Annotated in this window: 24 protein-coding genes; 8 read left to right on the top strand and 16 right to left on the bottom strand. The window is 62.0% G+C overall.

All coding sequences use genetic code 11. The annotated features are described in order from the left end of the window. A partial coding sequence (locus tag AC1D34_RS14955) for a hypothetical protein (RefSeq protein WP_476824627.1) occupies positions 1-258 on the top strand: 258 nt, incomplete at its 5' end. A gap of 146 nt (positions 259-404) precedes the next feature. Here the strand turns inward: AC1D34_RS14955 and AC1D34_RS14950 are convergent. The 3 genes from AC1D34_RS14950 to AC1D34_RS14940 all read right to left on the bottom strand — a co-directional run bounded on the left by AC1D34_RS14950 (position 405) and on the right by AC1D34_RS14940 (position 2,811). Continuing rightward, entirely contained in the window at positions 405-650 is a 246-nt protein-coding gene (locus AC1D34_RS14950; RefSeq protein WP_441508778.1) for a hypothetical protein, read from the bottom strand. A 252-nt stretch (positions 651-902) separates the two neighbouring features. Continuing rightward, positions 903-1,814: a transglutaminase family protein gene (locus AC1D34_RS14945; RefSeq protein ID WP_441508783.1), complete on the bottom strand. Its 912-nt coding sequence runs from the start codon at positions 1,812-1,814 to the stop codon at positions 903-905. A 166-nt stretch (positions 1,815-1,980) separates the two neighbouring features. Then, on the bottom strand, positions 1,981-2,811 hold the full coding sequence (locus AC1D34_RS14940) for a transglutaminase-like domain-containing protein (protein ID WP_441508779.1): 831 nt from the start codon (positions 2,809-2,811) through the stop codon (positions 1,981-1,983). Between the two features lie 389 nt (positions 2,812-3,200). Here AC1D34_RS14940 and AC1D34_RS14935 point away from each other — a divergent pair, with 389 nt between their 5' ends. Further along, positions 3,201-3,383 carry a hypothetical protein gene (locus AC1D34_RS14935; protein ID WP_441508780.1) on the top strand — a complete coding sequence of 61 codons (183 nt, stop codon included), beginning with the start codon at positions 3,201-3,203 and terminating at the stop codon, positions 3,381-3,383. Positions 3,384-3,763: 380 nt separating this feature from the next. On the opposite strand, the gene AC1D34_RS14930 is transcribed toward AC1D34_RS14935, so the two are convergent. After that, positions 3,764-4,330: a hypothetical protein gene (locus AC1D34_RS14930; RefSeq protein ID WP_441508781.1), complete on the bottom strand. Its 567-nt coding sequence runs from the start codon at positions 4,328-4,330 to the stop codon at positions 3,764-3,766. A 661-nt stretch (positions 4,331-4,991) separates the two neighbouring features. Here AC1D34_RS14930 and AC1D34_RS14925 point away from each other — a divergent pair. The 3 genes from AC1D34_RS14925 to AC1D34_RS14915 all read left to right on the top strand — a co-directional run bounded on the left by AC1D34_RS14925 (position 4,992) and on the right by AC1D34_RS14915 (position 6,189). Beyond that, positions 4,992-5,405 carry a hypothetical protein gene (locus AC1D34_RS14925; protein ID WP_476824626.1) on the top strand — a complete coding sequence of 138 codons (414 nt, stop codon included), beginning with the start codon at positions 4,992-4,994 and terminating at the stop codon, positions 5,403-5,405. Positions 5,406-5,717: 312 nt separating this feature from the next. Then, positions 5,718-5,930 (top strand): hypothetical protein, encoded by a 213-nt coding sequence (locus tag AC1D34_RS14920; RefSeq protein WP_441509179.1) that lies wholly within the window; start codon positions 5,718-5,720, stop codon positions 5,928-5,930. A 133-nt stretch (positions 5,931-6,063) separates the two neighbouring features. Next, the gene (locus tag AC1D34_RS14915; RefSeq protein ID WP_441509178.1) at positions 6,064-6,189 is read left to right on the top strand and encodes a hypothetical protein; all 126 of its coding nucleotides are present in this window, start codon (positions 6,064-6,066) and stop codon (positions 6,187-6,189) included. Positions 6,190-6,603: 414 nt separating this feature from the next. Here the strand turns inward: AC1D34_RS14915 and AC1D34_RS14910 are convergent, their stop codons facing one another. The 3 genes from AC1D34_RS14910 to AC1D34_RS14900 form a co-directional block, all read right to left on the bottom strand. Further along, complete coding sequence (locus AC1D34_RS14910) at positions 6,604-6,942, bottom strand: 4a-hydroxytetrahydrobiopterin dehydratase (protein WP_441509177.1); 339 nt, start codon at positions 6,940-6,942, stop codon at positions 6,604-6,606. Positions 6,943-7,334: 392 nt separating this feature from the next. Continuing rightward, complete coding sequence (locus AC1D34_RS14905; protein WP_476824625.1) at positions 7,335-7,796, bottom strand: CBS domain-containing protein; 462 nt, start codon at positions 7,794-7,796, stop codon at positions 7,335-7,337. Between the two features lie 292 nt (positions 7,797-8,088). Next, positions 8,089-9,318: an MFS transporter gene (locus AC1D34_RS14900; RefSeq protein WP_441509164.1), complete on the bottom strand. Its 1,230-nt coding sequence runs from the start codon at positions 9,316-9,318 to the stop codon at positions 8,089-8,091. Between the two features lie 99 nt (positions 9,319-9,417). Here AC1D34_RS14900 and AC1D34_RS14895 point away from each other — a divergent pair, with 99 nt between their 5' ends. After that, the gene (locus tag AC1D34_RS14895) at positions 9,418-10,326 is read left to right on the top strand and encodes a LysR family transcriptional regulator (RefSeq protein WP_476824624.1); all 909 of its coding nucleotides are present in this window, start codon (positions 9,418-9,420) and stop codon (positions 10,324-10,326) included. 1,096 nt (positions 10,327-11,422) lie between these two features. Here AC1D34_RS14895 and AC1D34_RS14890 read toward each other — a convergent pair. The 8 genes from AC1D34_RS14890 to AC1D34_RS14855 all read right to left on the bottom strand — a co-directional run bounded on the left by AC1D34_RS14890 (position 11,423) and on the right by AC1D34_RS14855 (position 18,806). Then, positions 11,423-12,214, bottom strand: a complete 792-nt coding sequence (locus AC1D34_RS14890; RefSeq protein WP_441508106.1) for an amino acid ABC transporter ATP-binding protein — start codon at positions 12,212-12,214, stop codon at positions 11,423-11,425. An 82-nt stretch (positions 12,215-12,296) separates the two neighbouring features. After that, the gene (locus AC1D34_RS14885; protein ID WP_441492614.1) at positions 12,297-13,118 is read right to left on the bottom strand and encodes a transporter substrate-binding domain-containing protein; all 822 of its coding nucleotides are present in this window, start codon (positions 13,116-13,118) and stop codon (positions 12,297-12,299) included. A 32-nt stretch (positions 13,119-13,150) separates the two neighbouring features. Beyond that, positions 13,151-13,816 carry an amino acid ABC transporter permease gene (locus AC1D34_RS14880; protein WP_476824623.1) on the bottom strand — a complete coding sequence of 222 codons (666 nt, stop codon included), beginning with the start codon at positions 13,814-13,816 and terminating at the stop codon, positions 13,151-13,153. Between the two features lie 10 nt (positions 13,817-13,826). Further along, positions 13,827-14,495, bottom strand: coding sequence for an amino acid ABC transporter permease (locus AC1D34_RS14875; RefSeq protein WP_441492612.1), 669 nt, complete (start codon positions 14,493-14,495; stop codon positions 13,827-13,829). Positions 14,496-14,603: 108 nt separating this feature from the next. Beyond that, positions 14,604-15,365 carry a 3-ketoacyl-ACP reductase gene (locus AC1D34_RS14870; RefSeq protein WP_476824622.1) on the bottom strand — a complete coding sequence of 254 codons (762 nt, stop codon included), beginning with the start codon at positions 15,363-15,365 and terminating at the stop codon, positions 14,604-14,606. Position 15,366: 1 nt separating this feature from the next. Further along, positions 15,367-16,140, bottom strand: coding sequence for an enoyl-CoA hydratase/isomerase family protein (locus AC1D34_RS14865; RefSeq protein ID WP_476824621.1), 774 nt, complete (start codon positions 16,138-16,140; stop codon positions 15,367-15,369). After that, complete coding sequence (locus AC1D34_RS14860) at positions 16,137-17,729, bottom strand: acyl CoA:acetate/3-ketoacid CoA transferase (RefSeq protein WP_476824620.1); 1,593 nt, start codon at positions 17,727-17,729, stop codon at positions 16,137-16,139. The genes AC1D34_RS14865 and AC1D34_RS14860 overlap by 4 nt, the downstream gene beginning before the upstream one ends. Before the next feature lie 24 nt (positions 17,730-17,753). Continuing rightward, on the bottom strand, positions 17,754-18,806 hold the full coding sequence (locus tag AC1D34_RS14855) for a LacI family DNA-binding transcriptional regulator (RefSeq protein WP_476824619.1): 1,053 nt from the start codon (positions 18,804-18,806) through the stop codon (positions 17,754-17,756). Positions 18,807-18,976: 170 nt separating this feature from the next. On the opposite strand from AC1D34_RS14855, the gene AC1D34_RS14850 reads away from it, so the two are divergent. Together AC1D34_RS14850 and AC1D34_RS14845 are read left to right on the top strand one after the other, a co-directional pair. Next, on the top strand, positions 18,977-20,140 hold the full coding sequence (locus tag AC1D34_RS14850; RefSeq protein WP_476824618.1) for a dihydrodipicolinate synthase family protein: 1,164 nt from the start codon (positions 18,977-18,979) through the stop codon (positions 20,138-20,140). A 15-nt stretch (positions 20,141-20,155) separates the two neighbouring features. Then, a complete protein-coding gene (locus tag AC1D34_RS14845; protein WP_441492606.1) occupies positions 20,156-21,310 on the top strand; it encodes an acyl-CoA dehydrogenase family protein in 1,155 nt (384 codons plus the stop codon). A gap of 252 nt (positions 21,311-21,562) precedes the next feature. On the opposite strand, the gene AC1D34_RS14840 is transcribed toward AC1D34_RS14845, so the two are convergent. Further along, a partial coding sequence (locus AC1D34_RS14840; RefSeq protein ID WP_476824617.1) for an extracellular solute-binding protein occupies positions 21,563-22,608 on the bottom strand: 1,046 nt, incomplete at its 5' end.

The following is a 22,608-nucleotide window of genomic DNA, read 5'->3' as shown; positions in this document are numbered from 1 at the left end:
CCTGATGCCCGAGTGCTGACCCAGAGCGCGCATACCCCCGGCTGGTGGCCGGTCAATTATCGGAACGGTGACCGGATAATGATCGGAATCCCGGCCGATCAATTATCGGAATGGTGGCCGGTCAAAATCGGAATCCGCAGCCTATTCCCGCCGTCCTTTAGGCCAATGTCGCCGCTCAGGCCAGGTTGTAGCGTCGTGGCCTCACCTTCGGCGAAATCTCGCCCGATCTACAGCGATCCCAGCGGATTTGCCGCTTAGCAGCTTCGCTGGCTCCTTGGTGTCCGCACCTCTGGCCGAGTACGGGCACACTCGATGATGGCCACGGGATGAGCCGGTTGCTGACCGAGGAAGAATGGCAAGCAACGTTCGGCATGGGGGAACGGTGCCCACTCTGGGCGCGCGGCTTAGTCCAAATTGTAGTTGCCATCCCGCGCGGCATAGTCAGCCTCGCAGAGCGCCTTCGCTTCAGCGACCGACTGCCTGTGGCCAATCGTCAGCTCATAATGGTCATCGCTGCAAAAGGTGACTTTGTAGAARCGGTCGGTTGCTGCCTCGATGATGTACCGCTGGGTTTCGTCGCGGTAGCCAACCGTGCCGTTGCTGCGGGCAATCATGGCCCAGATCAAGCTGGTGGTGCTGTTAGTGCTCATCGTCGGCTCTTTTCGCAGCGGTGTGGTTGCACCCCCATGCCAGACCAGCCAACGGTGTCATGCTGAACCGCGCCAAAATATTGCTAAATCACGCCAGGGCAAAGTGCTTGACGTTGCCTATGGCCACATCCGACGCTCCCCGGTGACCTCCCCAGGGTCGGCCGGGTGAGGAGACCCCGTAGAGCCAATCTCCAGCTGGTTTTTCCACCCTATGACACGTGGCAAGCGGAACGGTCTGGGAGAGGATGAGCTTTACCCCGATTTATCTGGATCTTCGACCTCTGTATTCGTCTTTTCCTTAGTCACATTGACTTGCACGGTCATGCCGAGAGCATCCGAGGCGAGGCCGGAGTAGCTTCCCGTGAGTGGAATCGCCTGGCGAGGGTCCCGGGCAACGGCGACCCGGACAAGATCCCGATTGCCGACGATGCCGTTGGTTGGATCGAACTCCACCCATCCGGCTCCGGGGAGATAGACTTGGCACCAAGCATGGGTAGAGCCGCCCCCGAGCGTGGTCGAGGTGTCGCGGCTGGGAACGTAAATGTATCCCGTGACAAAACGAGCCGCGAAGCCAAGGGAACGCACCGCCTCCATCATGAACAATGCAAAATCGCGGCAGGTGCCGCGACGTAGGCGTAGCGTGATAAGCGGCGGCTGGGTTCCRGCCTCCAGACGACGCGAATAGGCAAAGCTTTCGTGGATTGCATAGCATAGCGTCATCAACAGCTTCCCGGTGTCAGTCCGCCGGCCAACGTTGACGAATTGCTGGGCCCATCGCCCGACTTCGTCATCGTCGTCGAGGTAGTGACGATCGGTCGTACCAGCCAGATCCGCTGTTTCGTCCGAACTATAGGCGAAGGGATACGTCAGCGCCTCCTCATCCATCTGGAAATCGGGCGTTGCCTGCGGCGTGTGGTCGAGCTGAATCCGGGTTTCGAAGCACAACTCCGAAGCGGGACGAGAAATCCGAACGAGCGCGACGCAATTGCCAAAGACATCGTGAATCCAGCGGATAGTGCTGGGCTCCGGATCAATCACCAGGGTCGCCCTGAGTAGCCTCTGGTCATAACTGTCCCGGGGGCGAAACATCAGTCGGTGCTCACCGAACCCCACCGGTTTTGCATAGTGATAGTTTGTGATGTGCCTGACGGAGAATATGGTCATATCGATCGCTTTCGGCCCGGCAAATTGGACTTGCTTGGCCTCTGTGAACACCCGAGCCAATCCGGCGGGAAAGATAGACCAGCTGCACGCTAGGCGAGAGCGTTTTGGAGAATGTGCCGACCTAAATCACGGCCTGCGGATCGAGAGTTTGCAAGCGCCGCATCGCTTAGGTCGCTACCACCTCTTCGGTGATGACCTCGAAGCGTTGGAGAATGTGCGGGCCGAACGTGTGGATCATCGGGATGTCGGCGGCGTCCCGGCCCCTGCCCACCAGGATGCGACCGATGCGGGGCATATTGTGCCGGGCATCGAAGGTGAACCACTCGCCGCCGTCGAGATACGCCTCGAACCAGGCGTTGTAATCCATTGGCGCCGGATCACGCGGCACGCCGATGTCGCCCAGGTAGCCGTTGCAGTAGCGTGCGGGGATGTTCATGCAGCGACACAGCGCGGCCGCCAGGTGAGTGAAGTCACGGCAGACCCCGACCCGTTCCATCATGGCCTGCACCGCCGTACGAGTGCCGCGGGCTGACTGGTAGTCGAAGCGAATCTGAGCATTGACGTAGTTGCAGATCTGCTGGACCCGATTCCAACCCGGGGCGCAGTTCCCAAAGAGGCTCCATGCAGTTGCCGAGAGCTCGTCAACCTCGCAATAGCGGCTCGATAACACGTATTCCAAGACCTCGGACGGTAGGTCCCCGGCGAAGACCTCCTGCGCGTTTTGGTCGACGTAATCGACCTCGCCAGAATCTCGAATGATCATGTCGCTGGTGAATTCGACGCCTCCCGGGGGCACAACCAGGCGCCGGCGACGGTTGCCGAACCCGTCCGCATATTTGGCGGTCGGCACGTTGCTGCCGTCGTTCAGGGACCTGACGGCTGTCTTGGGCGTCGTCACCAGGTCGCCATCGCGGCTGGGGTGGGGGTCGAGAAGCAGCAAGGCGGGCGTCGGCTGATAGGTGACGATCTCGATCCGATAGCCGATCCTAATTTCCATGGAAGCCGTCCTTGCGCGCTGGATTAATTAGCGCAAACCCATCGAGCAGCGGCGTAGTTCCGCGCGCATAGAGCCATTTTGGACGTTGTGGCGCGTTTGATGCTGCTGCGGTCAGAGTTTCTCCGAATCCCCCTTGTCGTTCAGCAGAATCAATCGCTGATGCCGTTTGAACTCACGGAGCCCCCCGAGAGGCGCTTACGCCTTGGCCCAAAAAAGCGCGCGTGACGACGAGTGGCTTTTCCAGAGCCGTAGTCGGGCAGGCGATTACCGCGACGCTCCGGCAACATCACACTCAGGAAGCCGGCAGTCGCATAGTCCGGCTTCTGTTCTTCGCGCTCCTCACTTGGCCGGACGGACGAAGGCGTCGGTGGTCGCACCGGAAGTCGACCGTGGTCGAGACCGAGCGGGAAGGGCCCTTGTTGCCGGAACCACTGCGAGCGGAGCTTCTCGACGGAATCCCGGGCGCGCTTGATCGCGAAAGGAGGGGCGTCAAGAGTATTCGGGGGGAGGCTGCCGTCGCCAAGCTTAAGGCAGAGATCGAAAGCCTGCAGCTTATAAAGATGATGGGGTGAGGCTCATTCGAAGGGCGGGCGGAGACCCCGCCGTAGGCGTGGCCAGCACGCAAATGAAACGTACCTGCCTTCTCGGCGGTTCCGTCCGGCGTTAGACTGCTGATCGCCCGCGGCGGCTGCGTTTCCCCACGCCAAATCAGGAACCGATCCCATGACCATTCGCGGCATTTGCGCAGCAACCATCTGCGCAAACCCACGACGATCTTATGGTGAGAATTATTGAAATCATCGATAAACTGGATGAGATGAAGAAGAAAAACGATCAGCTTTAAGGGCGCTCGCAGCGGCTCTAGGCAAATTGTATGACCTAGAGACTACAATAGATAAAAACTGCAAGAAATCGATCTGTTTTTTGGAGGCGGAAGCCTCGGTGCTTCGGATTATGCGCCAGCGTTGGACGGAGAGCCGTGTCTCGGAATCGCAGCGCTGAGTTTCGCCTCCCCCAAGAGAGCTCCGCGGTCATTGCCCCAGCGCCATTCACCCTCGGCAGCATAATTTATCGTCCGAAGAGTTGAATACCTCGTACCGATCGCTGAACTGGCGATCTTCGCAGCGAGTACTGCTTCAGGGGCTGGGACGTCGATTTTGCCAAGAAAAGTTACGGCATCAAGTTCCGCGGGTTCCCACCAATCTGCAATTACGCCGAACACGGCCAAACGTCCGTTGTGGGCAAATCGATGTTCCTTGAGGATTTGCGCCTGTTCGGCCTGCTTCAGCGTCGGGACTTCTCCCCACACGCCGTCCAATACGGCGATGGCTACGTGTTTCTGGTTGGGGCCGATGATCTTGAACGCAGAGTATCGCCCGGTTTCCGCCGGTGCGAGCGTGGAATAGGGCCTGGTTCGAAAAGCGTAGACAGTCCCCGCCGGGGGTAGGCCCTCGTGCGAGGGGGCAGCGACAGGTTCATCCGTGTCGGCGAGTGTGCGCAGGCATGATGTCGCGACCATGGGCATCCTCCGACGGCAGCGTGCCAGAAGGATGCAATGTCCGCCATGGCCCTGTGGGCCAAATTCACCGTCACCGGAAGTCGCGCGTCTTGACCCTGATCGGATCGAGTTCGAGTCAAGCTGCTGCTGGGGGAAGGCCCACAGCACAGGATCGGCCCCTAAACAGCCAGAGGTTTCAATACCGACGAAAGGATAATGGCATCGGCCATGGTGCTGCAGGTAGGAGAGTGGCGTCGCGGGGAGGGAACGCCGTGATGAGAGCCGGCAGCGTTCCATCAGATGAACGCGCCGGCTCAATTCTCAAGGCCCCCGGCGGATAACCGCAGCGCGTGCGTCGCTTCGCGAGAAGGCAATGACTCCGAGGAACATTGAGTAGTAACATCCGTTTCGGTGGGGGCTGCGCGCTAAACTTGGCCCAGGGCGTCAAGGTGCTGCCATGAAAGACGGAAACGGAAATCCTCTTTCGCCGGAACAAGAGGCTGCAATCCGGAACGGAGCGCTCTCCGTAAAGGAACACACTGAGCATGGCCTTGCTGAGGACCTAGTTGCCAGGACCGCTCGGAAGCATGGGGTGGGAATAGACGCGGTAGAGGTCGCGTTAGCAACGCTTCGCCGCGGTCATGGCAAGATGGCCCAATTCTCTCATCCTGAGTTTGGTGGGATGGCCCAATGGATCGCCGGCGGGATGAGCATGGTCGGAGACATGTTCAATGCCGCGACAAAGGGGAAGCTTGATGGAGTGCTTCACGACCTAGCTGATGGGCTCCAGAGGGGCGAAATCGAGATGGATGTGGCAAAGCCCGCAAGCAAAAGCCATCCAGCGCGGAGCAACGAATTAGGCTGGCCCGCCGAGTTTGGTCTCCCAGCGACGGCGGGAAGCCAAAACGACATGCGTTATGCCTTCTTTCCGACCGCCCGTCGGCTGATCATCGACGATGGAACCAAACGGACGGTTTATGACWCCGGTGAGCACATGATCTCCGGGGTCTCGCAACAGCAGAGTGCCGACCGAACGACGACGTTTCAAAGCCAGCTCGGCGCGGTAAATATTGGAGACCTCCCAATCCTGCGTTAGCTCGAGCGAATTCCCGTGCGGGATCGGGTGGCGAGAGATGGACTTCGACTAGCTGCTCAGCCTACGTCCCCGCCGATACCGCCAACGATGGCGGGCGTTCGTGTATCCACTCGTTGTAGTCACCAGCGACAGTTCTCGCGGACCGGCCGGATGGATTCCTGGATGCCGTCGAGTTTGAAGTATGCTTCGCCGGTCCGAAGACTGGTCTCACCCGGAACAAAGTAATCTTCGGCGTCAAGGAGAGCCTTTACGAGGGTAACCAAGCCGCATGTCGAATACTGCCTCAATGTGTGTCGCGGCGGGGAGGCTTGGATGGCGACGATCACCTACGCGGAATGGCTCAAACAGCTCGAGAGAATGGAGCGAGAGCAACGCGACCACTATGCCGCCAACCGCGAGAAGGAAGGCGAAGCGGTCGGCAGGCAGATCGAGCAATGGATCGTTGAGGGTCGCGCTGAGGGATTCTGTGCGCCGGATGGGCGCCCGCTTTCGCGGGTCGTGACACTCGCAACGGCGTCCGGATGAGAGCTTGTGTCGGACTGAGTTGAGCGCTGCCGCGCGCAACCAACGTGGCTAGCACCGCGCGACTGCTCGTGATGACGTCCTTCGGATGGAGCTGTTCCGTCGCGAAGGATGTGTCAGCCGCGGGAAGCTGCGTATGAGTTCATTCGTCGCGTGGGGGCATCACATGCTTGCGGGCAATCCCGTCAAGGCTGTCTGGCTGCGCGCTGCGATCGTGCTGGCGCTCGCTAGGCTCATCGTCATCCCGATCGCCGTCAAATAAGAGCGCGGGCCGGCAGGGAGCTGGGGGGCTTGATCCAGCCGGCCGGCTGCCCAGCGAGCCCGGACAGCCACCGAGCCTCGCGGCTCGGCCGCACGATCATCATCGGCCGAAAGGGAGGGATGGCAAGGTGTCCGAGTGCGACTTCCCTCAGTTCAATGCATGATGCCGGACCCACGTTCGAGGAAAGCCGGCGTCCCTTCGTTCTCCACAGTGAGTCAGAACTCACGGTGGGCGTCCTGGCCAGTAGCGAAGAGATCATCCCACACGGTTGATGCGCCAGTTTCGTCGATGTCTTCCAGCGACCATCCCCCTGGACCGGCGACGCGATAGATTTGCCGGCACACGGACATGCCGTCGTGCCACCGGCCGCCTCGGCTGCGGCGCAGCTGACTGACGCGGCAGGGCCGCAAGCCCTCACCCACCCGCGAGTAGATTGATCTTCGCCGCCATGATGAAATCGTTCTCGTGCAGGCCTTTGATCTTGTGCGTCTGCAGCGAGATAGCGGCATAGCCCCAGCCGAAACAAATATCCGGGTGATGTCCCTCGTCCTCGGCGAGGCGGCCGATCCTGTTGATGAAATCCAGCGACTCGCGAAAATCCGAGAATGCGAACTTGCGGCGCAGTAGGTGCCCTTCCTCCGCAAGGTCCCAGCCCGGAGCCTGAGGCAGATAGGCCGCTGCTTCTTCCCGCGTCAGCGGCGGGATGCCGCCACGGCATGGCGTCCAGGTTTTCCGGGCAATGTCTTCCGTCATGACAACTTCCCATCTCCGAGGGGGACTCCCCGACCTTGATGCCGGGCGGCAGCCTCGCGGACATTGCTCCGGCCGCCCATGCCGAATGGCAGGCAGCCAACCTGTGAATTTCGCGCCCCTACCCCGCGGTCCCCGCCCTGAACAGTCGCTGGTGGTAGTGCCGCTTCCGCTCAAGCTGTCTGCTGGCACAGCGCTCCTCGCGCATATCGAGCGCCACAAGCAGGAACAGAAGCAGCMTCGTGATCGCCGACAGGCCGTTCYGGGCTGTGTCGACGATCAGCAGAGTCGGATGCCGCCCCACATCATCAGGATGAGCGCAGGCGCCAATTCGCYTTCGCGCGAGAAAGCCCGCTTGCGCGATCTCGCGCTGCTCACCCTGACTGTCGTCGCGATCAGSCCCCATGGAAGCTAGTGGGCCAAGGTGCCGAGGCGTGASGCGATGCGTCGCGTGCAACAAGCTGCGATACCTCAGCGAACAGGTCCATCGGCGCTCTCAGCGCCAAATCCGACAGGGAGAGGATACCGATCATCCGTTTCTCTCTGTTCATCACCGGAACATGATGGATCTGCTCCTCCGCCATGCGGCGCGTCGCATCYCTGACRTCATCGTCCTCGAAGCACCAGGTGATGCCCGCCGTCATGACCTTTCTCGCYTTTGTMGTGTTGGGATCGGCCCCTTCGGCGCARCCACGGCAGGCAAGGTCTCTGTCCGTGATCATTCCGATAAGGCGATCATTTTCTCCCACCGGAAGGCACCCGATTWTCGCGTCGCGCATCTTGCGCGCGACCTCGGTCAGCGAGATGTCCGGAGAGATCCATTCTGCATGTGCGGTCATRGCGTCACGAACGAGCATGATAACCTCCTGCTCTGCGCGGCTTCGAGTCTGAGGCATGTCGCTCTCTGAAGGGATTGCCTGGTGGTCTCCACTCTGCGCCGGAATGCGCTGCGCCAGCCGAGCGCGCTATTCAGAAAACGGCCTTGGGCGCCGAAAGCGTGGTCCGGGAAAGGACTCTGGCGAAGGCCTGCCCCAGGGAGTGGCATGCTCGTGGATGATAACGGATCATCACGGGGCGAGCCAGCATAGTGTGCGGTGACCAGGCAATTCCGAGCAGCCAGGGCCGACAGCAGGGCCAGCGGACCAGTCCTTACTCGGGGCCGCCGATCCAGTCGACCAGCAGAGCTGCGAGGCCGAATACAGCGCCGGCGGAGCAGACAGCTGGCCAACCATTCCAGGCCCAAGCGATGCCGGCCAGCATCGATCCGGTGGCGCCACCGATGAAGAAAATGCCCACGAACAGCCCATTTAAGCGTCCGCGCGCCTTGGGCTGTAGTAGGTTGATGGCGCGGCGGCCCAGCGTTTGGTCGCCGGTTACGCCGATGTCGAGCAGCACGGCGCTGACGACCATTAGTCCCAACGGAACCCATCCGGTTGCGGTCGCGGCTGCGGCGGAGCCTGCCCACGCCGACAGCGCCATCGCGCCGATCAGCACGAGGTGGCAGGCGAGAGTGGCGGAGCGCGTCAAACCACGATCTCCAGCGCGGCCGAACAGCGGCGTGACTGCAGCACCTCCGACGCCCGCCAACGCAAACAGCGCAATGCCGCGCTGGCCGAGGTCGAAGGGCGACTGTGCAAGGCGCAATGCCACCGCCGTCCAGAACAAGCTGAACGCCGCCATTACCAGCGCCGCTGTCAGGGCGCGCCGTCGAAGCATCGGTTCGTCGCGCAAAAGGCCGAGCAGCGAGGCGATCAGCGCGCCATAGGATGTTCTCGCTACCGGGAGCCGTCGCGGCAAGCTGAAAGCGAGGACGCAGGCGAGCAGAATCAGAGAAGCAGCGCTGAGGCCATAGAAGGCTCGCCAGCCCCAAGCATCGGCGACCAGGCTGGCCAGCGGACGCGCCAGCAGAATGCCGACCATCAACCCGCTCATGACGTCGCCGATAACGCGACCATCCTGTCCAGGTGGGGCCATGGATGCGGCGATCGGCACAAGGATCTGAATCGCGGAACAGGCGGCGCCCAGGACGAACAGCACTATCAGCAGCGCGCTTGCCGTAGGCGCCAGTGTGGCAATACCAGCGGCCATTGCTGCCGCGATTAACATACGCAGGATTAGGGCGCGATTCTCGGCGAGATCGGCGAGCGGCACGAGGAAGAATAGGCCGGCGGCATAGCCAAGCAGGGTGGCCATGGCGACGAGGCCGAAGTCTGCGGCATCGGCGCCGAACGATGGCCCGATTAGGCCAACTAATGTCTGCGGCGCGAACAGATTGGTGACGATGATGCCGACAGCGGTGGCAAATAGCACAGTCTGCGGGCCGGTAATTGTGGCGGCCGGCAAATGCGTTGACATTTGTCCGTCTTTCGTTCCTCGCATGGTCGATCCTCAACATTCCGCATATCGTTTTTTGCTTTTATGCGAAACCGTCACCATGCTACAATTCAATAAATTCGATAATGATTATGCGGGTCTATTATGAACATTCATGACCTCGAAGCTTTTATCGCCGTGGTGGAAACCGGTTCGATCGTCGGTGCGTCAGCGAGACTTAACCTTACCCAGCCGGGTGTAACCCGCCGCATCCAGAACCTTGAGGACGCGCTGGCAACGGCGTTGCTCGACCGCCAGTCGAAGCCGCTGAAGCCGACAGCCTCCGGCCGTGAAGCCTATGAACATGGCCGGCGCGTGCTACGTTCGCTTGAGGATTTGAAGGCCGGCGTGTCGCCAGAGGGCGAGGTCAGGGGCGAGTTCCGGCTGGGCATTATGCCCTATCTCTCCGATGCCGCGCTGGCGATGCCGCTCGATGGCCTGCGCGCCGCGTTCCCGCAACTGACTTTACGCATCACCTCCGGCTGGTCGCCAAGGCTGGTCGAGCAGGTGGCGCGCAGCGAGCTCGACGCAGTGGCGGTGTGTCTCGCGGAGGGTTTGGCGCCGCCGCAGGAACTGATCTGCGACGATCTCGGCGCGCAAACAGTGCTGCTGGTTGCGTCATCCGACCTTGGTGTACCGCGGGAAGCCGACCTTGCCACGCTGTCGCAATTTCCCTGGGTGATGAACGAAAATGGCTGTGGCTTTCGTGCCTATATCCGCCAGAGCTTCGAGGCGGCGCGGCTGCCTTTCCAAGTTGGGGTGGAGGCTCTCAGTGTCGATCTCAGAATGTCGCTGGTGGCGCGCGGCCACGGCATCGGCATAGTCACCCCGGCCGCCTTCGCCGACGGCCGCTGGCGCGAGGGACTTGAGGTCATCGACTGCCCAAACTTCAAGCCGCAAGTGCGCGCTTGGTTGCTGCACCGCCCCCCGGCAGGCAGGCTCGCGCGGCCGATTGAAGTGTTCCGCAATGCCTTGATCGAAGGGCTTCAGCTTCCGATGCCGCTGTTATCGTAACACGGTGCTCAGAGCAGTGCTTCACGAGGCCTTATCAGTCCCCGATTGGCGCCTTGTGATCGAAGCCGTATAAGTATACTTGCCGGCTCCAAACTTCAGTTTATTTTCCATCGCGGCTCTATCGAYGCGGTCATTTCCGCTTGGCAGTGGGTTTGACTCGCGAGATCATTGCTCCGCGGCTTATGTTGCTTTGGGTCTGGGGAAATGAGCGTCATCGCCATGCTTTATGCCCTTATCGGGCTTACGGCCCTGTTTGTCGTGGCTGTCTTCGCACACGCGGGGGACAAGAGCCCGCTTCAACGCCGGCTTTACGATCAGCGGCACCGCAGCACCGAGCAGGCGTTTAGACGGAGGAGCCGTATTTGACATAATTAGTGCCAGTTGTCGGCTCGCGCTGGTGGACGTCCTAGGCAACGATAGGCGGCTGTTCCTTCGGCCAAAGCCGCCAGATATTCGTAAGATGAGTTGACGATCTTCGTCTCAAACGCGCGAACCCTCGACTCGGGGATCTCAGAGCGGACGGATCATGGTCCCCGATAGCGATCCAGGATGGACACTGAACCTTCGACCGATTGTCACCCAAACAATTGGTGCCCGTATCATCGGTTCCGGCATCAGTAGTTCACCTAGCCTCGCTCCCCCGCCAAAAATTCTTGGGAGGCGAGCGATGTCGGAAAGGCTCTCAACCTTGCCTCAAATGAACGGTTTCACGGGCGAACTGGTCGAGCCATTGACCAGCAAGGCGGTGTTCCAGTCTAGCTTGGCACACCGATATGCACGGCGCGCTCGAACCAAGAAGATCCTGCGCTCGCTGAGCGATGAGCAACTCCGGGACGATGCGCCGCTGCCCCGGCGGGACGGTCCGGGACATGTGAGCACCGTGTTGTGGCCGGAGCTGACGGGTAGTCGAACTGGAACGCCAAGAGACTACAAGTGCAAGCGCGCTGTCGACGGATAATGATCGCCCACTTAAAGCGCGGGCCAGCCCAATCTAGCAACTGGGGCTCCAGCGCGTTCCCCATTAGTTGCCTCCCCCTCAAGCACCGAGCCTCTCCCGAGGTGAAGCTGCCAGGCGAGAGATCGCCCTCAGCGGAAGTCAGTGCTGATTAGAATGAAGAATCTGGCCGAGAAATTGTCGCGTGCGTTCATTTCGAGGTGTTGAGAAAAATTCTGCAGGCGGCGCGACCTCGACGATCTCGCCTGCATCCATGAAGATTATCCGGTCAGCAACCTTGCGGGCGAAACCCATCTCATGAGTGACGCAGATCATGGTCATGCCGCTTTCGGCGAGTTCTACCATGACGTCGAGGACCTCGCTGACCATCTCCGGATCGAGCGCCGAAGTAGGCTCGTCGAACAACATGATCCTCGGGTTCATGCATAACGACCGCGCGATTGCAACGCGTTGTTGCTGGCCACCCGAGAGCTGGATCGGGTATTTCGCGGCCTGCTCGGGGATATGGACGCGCTCCAAGATGATGCGAGCGTTCGCCTCGGCCTCCGGCCTCCTGATCCCGCGCACCTTCATTGGCGCTAGCGTGCAATTTTCCAACACCGTCAAATGCCCGAACAGGTTGAAGCTCTGGAACACCATGCCGATCTCGCGGCGGATGTTCTCGATGCCGCGCAGATGCGCGTGTACGCTCGTGCCATCAATGATAATCTCGCCGCTCTGGTGTTCCTCGAGCTGGTTGAGACAGCGGATCAGGGTCGACTTGCCAGAGCCCGAGGGTCCACAAATGACGATGCGCTCGCCGCGGTTGACCGTCAGGTCGATGTTCCGCAGAACCTGGAAGTCGCCATAGAATTTGTCGACCTTGCGCATCTCGATCATAACGTCGCCCGCGGTGCGGGACGCGCCGGTCTTCTCTGTTGCGGGCATCGTCATGAGCTTCATCTCGTTTTGACCAGAGAATTTGGCGCGCCCGACCCGAGACCGGACGCGCCATGTCACGCGTTTGGGCAGGTTCTCAGAAGGTCGGCATCGGCGGAAGCTTGTTCAACGGAATGCCGAACCAGCGCTGGTTGATGGCGCTGAGTTCGCCGTTCTTCTCGATATCGGCGATGAATTTGTTGGCGAACTCGGCGAGCGCAGTGTCGGCCTTGCGAAAGGCCATGCCATTGGCCTGCTCGCGCAGGGTCAGCTTCGGCTCCATGTTGAGCTGTGGATAGTCCTTGTTGAGTTGCGCGAGGATGGTGTTACTCGCGCCCATGGCCTGGACCTGACCCGAGATCAGGGCCTGCAGCGCCGTGGCATCGTCGTCGAAGCGCTTGAGCGGCGTGCCCTGCGGCGCGATCGCGCTAATGGCCGTGTCCTGCGTCGAGGCGCGCGCGACGCTGATCGTCACCGGCTTCAGGTCCTCCGGAGTCTTGATGTTCAGGCTCTTGGGGCCCAGTACGTAAATGGTGAGCGTGCTGTAGGGATTGGAGAACAGCACCTGCTTTGAGCGCTCAGCGGTGATGCCGAACGTGGCAATCAGCACGTCAATTTTGTTGGTCAGCAGATAGGGTATGCGGTTTGGCCCGGTGACCGGGACGAGTTCGAGCTGCACGCCAAGCGCCTTGGCCATCAGCTTGGCGACGTCGGCGTCGTATCCGGCCGGCTGCTGCTGGGCGTCGGTGCCGCCGAAAGGCGGGTAGTCGGTCAGTACGCCAACCAGCAGCTTGCCGCGCGCCTTGATCTCCTCGGGCGTGGCTGCGCTCGCCGGGGCGGCTCCGAGAGTTGCGGCGGCGACGCCGGCGAGAAGCAGCGCGCCGAGGCTGCGGCGCAGGATGGACTTGAACAGTGACATGGGACGTTTCTCCTCGGGTGGACTTGGTAGGCCTACCGTCGCCGCGCTTCGCGCGCGGCGACCAGGAGCTTTTGCTCCATTCGCTTGCTGTAGGCCGATAGCGGCCGGCAGATCAGGTAGTAGATCAACGCGACGAGCGCGAAGATGGTAAAGGGCCGGAAGGTGGCGTTGTTAATCACCTGCGCCGCCCGCGTCAGTTCGACGAAGCCGATGATCGAGGCGAGCGAAGTGCCCTTAATCAGCTGAACGAGGAAGCCGATCGTTGGCGGAATGGAGATTCTGACCGCTTGTGGCACGACGACCAGCGCCATCTTCGGCCAGTAGCGCAGACCGAGTGAGGTCGCCGCCTCCCATTGCCCGCGCGGCACGACCTCAATAGCGCCGCGCCAAATCTCGCCCAGGAAGGCGCTGGCATGCAGCGACAGGCCGATTGCGGCTGCGGTCCAGGGATCGACTGACCAGCCAAACAGACCGGGCACGAAGAACGCGAGGAAGAGCTGCATCAACAGCGGCGTGCCCTGGAAGACCTTGATATAGCCGTTCGCGACCAGCCTGAGCCATTTGAACTCACTAGTTCGAGCGAGCGCGACAAGGGCGCCGCCAATCGCGCCGCCGACAAAGGCAACGACCGAGAGCAGCAGCGTCCAGCGCACCGCGGCGATGATGTAGAGGATCTCGTTAGGTCCGAGTGTGCGCATCGTCTGAAACCTACCGGGTTGGCTTGCGCAGGAGGGTGCGCTCGATTCCGGCGAAGGCGCTCCAGAAGAACAGCGACAGGCCGAAATAGATGCAGGTCACAACGAAATAGACCTCGAAGCTGCGGAAGGTGCGCGACTGGATATCGCCCGCGACCGCCGTGAGCTCGCTCGCCGCGATCGCGGAGCAGACGCTCGAATTTAGCATCAGCAGGATGAACTGGCTGGTCAGCGAGGGATAGACCGCCTGGATCGCCGGCTTGAGGACGATGTAGCGAAAGATTTGCAGCGGCCGCATGCCGAGCGACTTGCCGGCCTCGACCTGGCCCTTGTGAATGCTCTCGATGCCAGCGCGGATAATCTCGATGCCGTAGGCGCCGACATTGACGACGAGCGCGATGAGCGCCGCCTCGTTCGATGAGAGTTTGATGCCGAGCGTAGGCAGACCGAAATAGATCATGAAGATCTGAATCAGGAACGGCGTATTCCGGATCAGCTCGATATATTCGTCGATGAGCCAGCGTAGCCATCGCGGACCCGAAGTCTTGCCGAGCGCCCCCGCGACCGAAACGACCATGCCGATCGCCATTGCAAGTGCCGAGAGCACGAGCGTGTTGATCAGTCCCTGCAGTAACTCTGGCCACGCCGCGAAGACGTCGGCGAAATCGAATTCATAGCTCATGCAAAACACCCGATGCGGCGGGTGACCAAGCGTCCAGCCATCCGTCTCCTCCTATGCCCTCACCGGCCGGTTCGATATCGGCTCTTTGTCTTACAACCATTGCGCCAATTACAGACGCGGGATCATCAATCCACCATCAGCATTGATCACTGTGCCCGTCGCGTAGGCGAAATTGCCGCTCGCCAGACCGACCACGCAACGCGCCACGTCCTCGCCCTCGCCCCAGCGCCCGGCTGGTATCATGCCGTCCGCGATACGGGCATCGTATTTGGCCGCGACCTTCGCGGTCATGTCGGTGCGGATCACGCCCGGTCGGACCTCGAAGACCGGGATGCCTTCGGGCGCGAGCCTGACCGCGAGCGCCTTCGCCCACATCGAGAGACCGAGCTTCGAGACGCAATATTGCGCCCGGTCGATCGAAACCAGCTCCGTGCTGGCCGACGTGATGAAGACGATCACCGGCCGCTCTGCCTTGTCCGCGAGCATCGCCTTGGCGACTTCCTGGCTCAAGAAGGCGGCGCCGCGCAGGTTGACATCCATGACGACGTCGAAGCTTTCCGGCGTAATCTCCAGCATGTCACCGCGAACCGGCGCGCCGATCCCGGCATTCGAGACAAAGAGATCGAGCCGGCCGAAAGCCCGCTTCACATCCGCGTTTAGGGCAGCATGGCTTTCGACTGCGGCGACGTCATGCTTGAAGAACCGCGCCGCGGCGCCGGCCTCCTCGAAGAGCTTCAGCGCCAGGCCGACCGCCTCGTCCTCGACAACGTCGGTGAAGGCGATGTCATGGCCTGCCCTGGCGAGCGCGACACYGATCGCGCAGCCGATGCCGCGCCTTGCGCCGGTAATTAGTGCGACGGGGCGGGTCATCTTATTCCCCTCGGTAGAGCGGTGTGCGCTTTTCCTGGAAGGCGGCGACACCTTCCTTGACGTCGTCAGTATAGGAGACGAGCGAGCTCGCCAGCGTCTCCATGATCGCTGCCCGGTCCTCGTCTTCCGCGGCGTTGATCAACTGCTTGACGATGATGTTCGCGACCGGACCACGGGCGGCGACGCGCTCGGCCATCGCTGTCGCGACCGCGAGCGCCCCACCCTTCTCCACGACCTGATCGACGATGCCGAGAGCAAGCGCTGTCTCGGCGGTGACGACCTCGCCCGTCAGGGCAAGGCGACGCGCGACACGCCCGCCCAGGCGCTTGACCAGGCGTTGGGTGCCTGACCAGCCCGGAATCATACCGAGGCCGCTCTCGGGCAGGCCAATCTTGGCCTGAGCTTCACAGATGCGGATATCAGCGGTAACGGCGAGCTCCAGCCCGCCGCCGAGCGCGTGGCCGTTCATGGCGGCGATAACCGGCGGTTTCATCCGCGCGAGCTTGTYGAAGACACGGTGGCCAGAACGCACCCAGCCCTGCCCCATCTCCAGTGCGGAAAGCCCGCCCCAGGCGACAATGTCGCCGCCGGCGCAAAAGGCCTTGCCTTCACCCGTAAGGATCACCGCGCGCACCGTTCGATTGGCATCGATCCTGTCGGCGAAGCTGCCGAGCAGTCCAACCATGACGTCGTCGAGCGCATTGAGCTTTTCTGGCCTGGCGAGCGTGATCGTCGCGATGCCGGAGGCGATGTCGAGGCGGACGGGGTCGCTCATGCTGCCCTCATTGGAACTTCAAGGCCGATCAAGGCCTCGTCGAACAAGGCCCCATCCATCAGCTTTGGCGGCCGCGGCACCAGAAGCGGAAACTCGCTCTGGGCGAGGATGTCACGCTCCAGATCGACGCCGGGCGCGATCTCCGTGATGACGATCCCCTCCGGCGTCAGCCTCATAACACAGCGTTCCGTGATGTAGGTCACCTCCTGCCCCTGTGCGACTGCGCGCGGCCCTGAGAAGGAGATGTGCTCGACGGCCTCGACGAGCTTCTTCACCCTCCCCTCCTTCTCGATAACCAGCTTGCCATCGGCGATCGCGAGCTTGGCCGCGGCGCTAAAATAGCCGGAGAAGACGATGCGCTTGGCCCGGGCGGTAATGTCGATGAAGCCGCCTGCGCCGGCCGTGACATGCGGCCTGACCCCGAGCTTGGAGACGTTGACACAGCCCTGCCGGTCGATCTGCAGGAAGGAGAGCAGCGACATGTCGAAGCCCGCCCCCTGGAAGTAGGTGAACTGGTAGGGCGACGGCACGATCGCCTCCGCATTGGAAGCGCAGCCAAACTGGAACTCGAGCAACGGCACGCCGCCGACGGCGCCCTGCTCGATCACCCAAGTCACCGCGCCATGCTGCCCCTCCTCGATCAGGATGCGCGGGACGTTTGCTGAGATGCCGAAGCCGATATTGACCGCATCGCCATGGCGCAGTTCCTGCGCCACGCGCCGCGCGATGACCTTGGCGACGTCGAAGGCCGGCGTCTCGAAGCTCGACAGCGGCCGCGACACCTCGCCCGAGATCGCCGGATCATAGGCCGTCTGCGTCGTCTGCATCTGCTCGGGCGCGACAACGATTGCGTCGACCAAAATGCCGGGCACGAAGACGGCTTGCGTCTTAAGGCTGCCGGCGGCGACCACGCGCTTCACTTGTGCAATGACAATGCCGCCATTGTTGCGAACCGCCAGCGCTTGATCGAGCGGGCCGAGCAGGCCTCCCTCATGCTCGTAGGAGAGGTTGCCGCGTTCGTCGGCGGTCGTGGCGCGGATGATCGCGACCTGAGGTACGATGCTCCGGAAATAAAGCCAGTCGTCGCCATCGAAATCGACGCGGCTGACGATCGGCTCGGCCGCGGCGCGCGCATTCATGGCGCAGCCCTGATGCCTAGGATCGACGAAAGTGTCCATGCCGATCTTGGTCAGCACGCCCGGCCGCTTGGCGGCGGCCTCGCGATGCATGTCGAACAGTATGCCGCTCGGGATGTTGTAGGCCGGTATCTGGTCGCCTGTGACCATCTTCCAGATTTCCGGTGGCTCGGCCGAGGACGGGCCGGACGGATAGGAGCCACCCATAATCCGCGCCAGTAGGCCCGACTTCGCCAGATGGTCGATGCCCTTGATGCCCCACATGTCGCCGGCTGCGATCGGATGCAGGGTCGTGAGATTGCGCGGATGGCCGCAGGCGTCGAAGCGTCGGCCGATTGCCGCCAGCACGGCGTCGGGACAACCCAGACCGGACGACGAGGAGACAGTGACAATCGCCTCGTCCGGGATTAGGGCCGCGGCTTCGTCAGCGGAGAGAATGCGAGGAAAGGCCATGGTTTTGTCTCTGGATGTGAATTGTCAGCCGGCGGCGGCCAGCGCGCGCTGATAGGCGCCACAGGATTCTCGGATGACGAGGTTGGCGGGGCCTATGTAGCTCTCCGATTCCGCGGCTGGATCGGCGATCTGCTTCAGCAGCAGCGCAGCGGCGCGCTCGCCGAGCCCGACGGGATCAACAGCGACGGTGGTCAGTGCTGGCGAGACATGACGCGCCTCGCTGGTGTCGTCGAAACCGACGATCGCGATGTCGCGCCCGACAACGAGACCGTGCCGCGCCGCTGCGAGCATCGCGCCGATTGCGACGACATCGTTGTAGCAGACCACCGCTGTAGGCCGATCATTTAGCGATAGTACTGCGCTCATTGCGCCGAAGCCCCCGTCGCGTGTCGGCATGCTTTCGAGGTTGAGCGTTGGATCAACTTTGCGGCCGGCCGCCTCCATAGCCGCGAGAAAGCCGCCGTGCCGCTCCTGTCGGACGACCATCGAATGCATGCCGCCGAGATACGCGATGCGCTCATGGTCAAGATTGATGAGATGGCGGGTGATCCGGCTGGCCCCGGCGACGTTTTCCGGCACGACGTGGCTTACCTCGGCGCCCGGAAGGCGCCGGATCGCCACCACGAGCGCAGTATCAGCTGCTTTGACCCAATCGAGATGCTCAGACCGCGTGTCCAGCGCCGGACAAAGGATGATGCCGCCAGCACCATGCTCGCGCATCATCCGCATCACCTGGTCCTGACGCACCACGCTCTCGGCTGTGTTGGCCATGAAGGCGACATAACCTGCCATCTGCAGGACCTTTTCGACGCCGATCGCAAATTCGGCGAAGAATGGGTTCGAGAGGTCGTTGAGGACCAGGCCCACGATGCGGGATTGCGCATTTCGGAGGTTGGCAGCGCCGCGGTTGTAGACATAGCCCAGCTGGTCCATCGTCTGCAGAACCTGCTGCCGAGTCTCGCGCTTGACGGTGCCGCGCCCGGTCAGGACGAGCGAGACCGTCGATTTCGAGACGCCGGCGGCGTCCGCGATCTCGATGATCGTCACCTTTCGCTTGCCGCTTTTCGACTTCGGCATCGTTTCATCCCTGAACCGTCTGCGTCACTTCTTATTATGGAACGTTCCATTATCATACTTGCGCGAGTGAGGCAATCACCCTCTTTCAAATGATTTTATGCATCTATATAAGGTTATTGAGGCGTTCATGAAATGGAACGTTCCACTAAACCGCACTCCCGGAGGAAGCGATGGCTGAAATTTCCCTGCCCCGTGCGGACGGCAGCAGCGAGCGCTACCCGTTGGCGGCACCCTCCCCTTATCCCCGCACCGCTTCCGCAAACGGGGTTCGCACCGTCTATGCGGCAGCCCATGTCGTGGCCGACCCGCTGAAGCTGCAGGAGCCCTGGCGCGTCGCGGCGGTGGACTGGGACGCCACTCTGGCTTTCCGCCACCATCTTTGGGGCCTCGGCTTCAAGGTTGCGGAGGCGATGGACACATCCCAGCGCGGCATGGGGCTGGATTGGCCGAATGCGGCTGAGCTGATCACCTGCGTTCTCGCTGAAGCCAAGGCGACGCCCGGCGCCGATCTCGCCTGCGGCGCCGGCACCGACCAACTGGATCCGCACACGGCGCGCAGCCTCGACGACGTGTTACGCGCCTATGAGGAACAGATCGCCCATGTCGAGAAGCACGGTGGCAAGATTATCCTGATGGCGAGCCGCGCGCTCTGCCGCGTCGCGAAAAGCCCAGACGATTACCTCGCGGTCTACAGCCGTCTGATCGGCCAGTGCCGCGGCAAGGTGATCCTGCACTGGCTCGGCGAGATGTTCGACCCCGCGCTCGAAGGCTACTGGGGCAGCCGCGACTTCCGGCAATCCATGGAGACGGTGCTAACCTTGATCCGCGAGCACGCGGCCAAGATCGACGGCATCAAGGTCTCGCTGCTCGACGCCGGCAAGGAGATCGAGATGCGGCGCCTCCTGCCCGAAGGCGTCGTCATGTATACCGGCGACGACTTCAATTATGCCGAGCTGATCGCCGGCGATGAGCAGGGCTTCTCGCACGGGCTGCTTGGCATCTTCGATCCGATTGCGCCGGCTGCGGCAGCCGCCTTCGCCAGGTTGGAAGCTGGTGACAGAGCCGGCTTCCACGCTATCCTCGACCCGACAGTCGCGCTCTCTCGCCGGCTCTTCGAGGCCCCGACACAGCATTACAAATGCGGGGTGGTTTTCCTCGCCTGGCTGAATGGCTTCCAGAAACATTTTCGGATGGTCGGCGGCGCCGAATCCGCCCGCGGCATCCTGCACTATGCGGATCTCTTCCGCCTCGCCGACCAGTCCGGGCTCTTCGTCGAGCCGGAGCTTGCCGCACGCCGCATGGAGCATCTGTGCGCCCTTAACGGCGTCGCCTGAGGAAAGGGCCGTACCATGCACGCTCCATTGCTTGACACCGAGATCTACGAACAAATTCGCGAAACCGCCCGGCGCTTCGCGGAAGATGTCGTCAGGCCCGCCGCTGCCGATCTTGACCGTGACGAAACCTTTCCGGCCGAGATCTACCGCCTGATGGGCGAGATCGGCCTGTTCGGTATCACCGTGTCGGAGGAGCATGGCGGCTCCGGCCTCGACACGTTCGCCTATGCAATAGTGATGGAGGAGTTGTCGCGCGGTTATGCCTCGATCGCTGACCAGTGCGGCGTCGTCGAGCTGATCGGCACTCTGCTCACCCGCTACGGCACGCCCGAGCAGGTGAAGCTCCTGCCGGACATCATTTCCGCGAAGACCCGCATCGCTTACTGCCTGACCGAGGCGGAGGCCGGCTCCGACCTCTCTAATGTCCGCACCACCGCACGCGAGACCGCCGCCGGCTACGTCATCGATGGCAACAAGCTATGGATCCACAACGCGCCGGTCGCAGATCTCGGCTTCGTCCTAGCCTCGACCGACCCTGCCGCGGGCCATCGCGGCATGAGCATCTTCTTAGTCGATCTCCATGCATCGGGTGTCTCGCGCGGGCCGAAGGAGCACAAGATGGGCCAGCGCGCCAGCCAGGTCGGCGCACTCAACTTCGACGGCGTCGTGGTGCCGCGCGAGGCGCTGCTCGGCCCGACGGGGCGCGGCTTCCACATCATGATGAGTGTACTGGAGAAGGGCCGCGTCGGCATCGCTGCGCTCGCGACCGGCATTGCGCAGGCCGGGCTGGAAGCGGCTCTGGGCTACGCGCGAGACCGCCGTCAGTTCGGCAAGCCGATCCTCGACAATCAGGGACTGCAATGGATGCTGGCGGACATGGCCAAAGACATAGCAGCCGCCCGTGCCCTGACAGAGAGAGCCGCATTGCTGATAGACCACGCCAGACCCGCGACCGCTGCCGCGTCAATCGCGAAGTGCTTTGCAAGCGATATGGCAGTGGCGCAGACGGCCAATGCCGTCCAGATTTTCGGGGGCGCCGGGTATATCCGCGGGTTTGAAGTTGAGCGGCTCTATCGCGACGCCAAAATTACCCAGATATACGAAGGTACTAACCAGATTCAACGAACTATTATCGCCAAGGAACTCATTAAGAACGGGGCCGCGGCTTAACTCCTTGCCAACGACTTGCCGAGCTCACTTGGCATGATTGGCTGCAAATCGGCGGCCCCGAACAGAAATAGCATCTCAAGCCGGCGGCCGGCTACTCCGCTCCTGACCGCGGGAGCCGGGTAGCTGACCTTCGGCGACGCAATTACGGTCGGCGGACGACCCCAGGTCGCAGTGCTCTGGGTTAGGCCGCAAGCAGCAAGCAGAACGGCGGCCTGGTGGCGCGGAGGAAGGGCGCGCCACCGTGCTCCCTGCCTATTTCGTCCGTTTGGCGCCGATTTCCTCGTCCCAACGCCGAAACGCGAGGACCATCTTGTCCGGCGTCAGCGGCACCTCGATCGGGTTGTTGGCGATCAGGTCGGCGTATTCGGGGCGCCCGAATTCCTCGATCGCCTTCTGGCTCTCTGGCGGCGCCATCGAGAGCGGCACATCCTTCACGGCCGGCCCCGGATAGAAGTAGCCTTCATCATAGGTGAACGCCTGCTGCTGCGGCGTCAGTGCGAAGCTGATCAGGTCGAGCAAGACGGCGAGCTTCTCGCTCGAGACGCCTTTCGGGATGTACATATACTGGGCATCCGAGACCCAATGGAAGCCCTTGAGCGCCTGGATCTTCGCTTCCTTCGGCACGATACCGAGGACGCGCGGGTTGATGTCCCATCCGGTGGTGGAGATGATAATGTCGCGCGAGCCGTCGCCGAACTCTTTCATGGTCGCGGCAGTGCCCGTCGGATAGTACTCAATGCCGTTGCCGAGCTCCTTCAGATAGGTCCAGGTTTTGTCCCAGCCATTGGCCGGATCCTTCGGGTCCTTGTCGCCGAGCAGATAGGGCAGGCCCATGATAAAGGTGCGGCCCGGGCCAGAATTGGCCGGTCGAGCATAGAGAAAACGGTTCGGGTTCTGCTTGGTGTAGGCAAGCAGTTCGTCCGCCGTGGTCGGCACGGCCTTAACGCGTGCCGGCATGTACTCAAGCAGCGGACCGGAGGGATAGTAGACCATGCACATGCCCTGGCCGGAACCGAGGTTGTGCATGTCGAGCGCCGGCTTCATCAGAACTTTGGCTGGGTCGGGGAGTGAGGCGGCATGCTCGGGCAGCAACGTCACCCAAAGTTTCTGCTCAATACCCGCGGCGAGTGCGTCGAGGCCGCCGATGACAAGGTCTATATCGACGCGATTGGCCTCCTGCATCGCCTTGATCTTGCCGGGCAGTTCCGGCGCCGGTGCTTTGACGAAGGTCATGCGCGAGACGAGGTTGGGCTTGGCCGCGCGATAGTTCTCCAGCGGCTTCTGTAGCAGGGCGAGGG

This window comes from Allobosea sp. P1_A7 (genome assembly GCF_056406775.1).
The sequence above is the reverse complement of the archived record's forward strand: the minus strand, read 5'-3'. Positions and strand labels throughout refer to the sequence as shown.